Here is a 1,868-nt window from a genome sequence, read left to right as displayed (position 1 = left end):
GCTGGCCACCTGGTGGTGGACGAATCCACCGTGACGGGCGGCACGGCTAACACCTTGACGCACAACTGGGTGGATTTGGGCGGCAACATGGTCCAGCAGCGCATGCCCAGCACCAACACCGCCAGCGGCGTCACCGCCGGCACGCAAGTCACCTACGCTTATGACCGCTGGGGCAACGTCACGTCCAAGACCGACGCCAACGGCAATACCACTGCCTACTACTATGACAGCCAGAACCAGGTCGCCGTCGAAACCGAGGCCAGCGTCTTGGTAGCCTCGGCGACGGGGGGTGACAGCTGGGTCAATCCGTCCAAGGAGTGGTACTACAACGTTGCCGGCGAATTGATGGGGGTCACGGACGAGAACAGCAATACCTCGTGGTACGCGTATGACGCTGTCGGGAACAAGACGATGGCGCAGGACAACCTCGGGGCCCGCACTTACACCGCCTACGATGCCCTTGGTCGCGCCGTCGCCAGCCAAACGCCGCCGGTGCAAACGGCTGCCGGTACGCAGGCCAATATCACCTTTACCAACTACGACAACCTCAACCAGGTCATCGGGCAGGGCTACTTTAAGGTCACGGTCAATAGTGCTGGCGCGACAGTGCTCGCACCCGTTACGCAGAGTACCTACGCGCTCAACGCCAATGGCGATCGCCTGCAGTCCACCGATGCGCTCGGCAACACGATCACCTACACCTATGACAGCCAGCACCGTGTGCTGACCAGCACCACGCCGCTCAACGAGACCACCACCTACGTCTACGACGTCAACGGCAACCTGATCCATCAGACGGATGCGGACGGCAACACGCAAAGTTGGACGTATAACTACTTCAAGCAGGTGCAGACGCATACCGACGAAAGCAATGCGACCTACACCTACACCTACGACGCCAATTCGGGCCTGTTGACCAAGGAAACCAGCAACTGGAACGGAACGCCCAATCCGGGCGCCATCACCTCCACGCTAACGTTCGGCTACGAAGCCAATGGCGCACTCGCCAGCTTGACCGAAGCCGTCGCCAGCGGTAGCAGCACGATCACCTCGACCTATGGCTTTGGTTACGACGCCGACGGTAATGAAACGCTGGAGACGATCGGCACCCAGGACGGTGGCGGCACGGCGGTCAGCTCGCAGATCGTGATTGGCTACGACAGCCATAACCGGCTACAGGAAGTGACCGACGAAAACACGGCGGGTGCTTCACCGGTGGCCACCATGCGCAGCGTGTATGTGTATGACGCTGACGGTAATCGCCGTGGGGTGTTCACGCGCAGCGCCTATGACGCCAACGGCGTGGCCGCCACACCGATTCCGCTGGACGGTGGTGGTCCGGTGTTGGGCACGGCCTTGGTTGCGCAATCGGTGGCACCCGGCGCCACACCGCTGAGCTACACTGTGGCGGGTAGTTTCACCGATCCGCTCGGTATGGGGCTGACCTATACCGCCACCGGCCTGCCCAGCTGGCTGAGCTTCAACGCCAGCACTGGCACCTTCACCGGCGCCCCGCCGGTGCCCACCCCGGCCGGCAGCAGCACCGTCACCGTGACCGCCACGGACGTACTGGGACGCAGCGTCAGCAGCACGTTCACGGTGACCGTGCCGACGGTGTTGCCGGTGTTTACAGCAGGCGCCACCAACCAGACCGTGGCCTACAACAGCCCCTTCAGCTTTACCGAACCGGGCGCCACCAGTGCCAATGGACTCACGCCGCAGTATTCGGCCAGCTATTGGAACGGGTCGGCCTGGGTGGCGTTGCCGTCGTGGCTGTCCTTCAACGCCAGCACCTTGACCTTCAGTGGGACGCCCCCGGTGGGCAGTGCGGGCACCTATTCCCTGACGGTGTCGTCGTGGGTGCCTGG

General features: G+C 62.9%; 1 protein-coding gene. It reads left to right on the top strand.

Going from position 1 to position 1,868, the window contains the following annotated elements:
* Window positions 1-1,868: putative Ig domain-containing protein (locus tag QQJ96_RS04535; RefSeq protein WP_284330773.1), on the top strand; the 1,868-nt coding region annotated here is incomplete at both ends.

Origin of the sequence: Dyella flagellata, from assembly GCF_030160275.1 — a bacterium.
Taxonomy (GTDB): domain Bacteria; phylum Pseudomonadota; class Gammaproteobacteria; order Xanthomonadales; family Rhodanobacteraceae; genus Dyella_B; species Dyella_B flagellata.
This window is presented reverse-complemented; position numbering and strand designations above follow the sequence as displayed.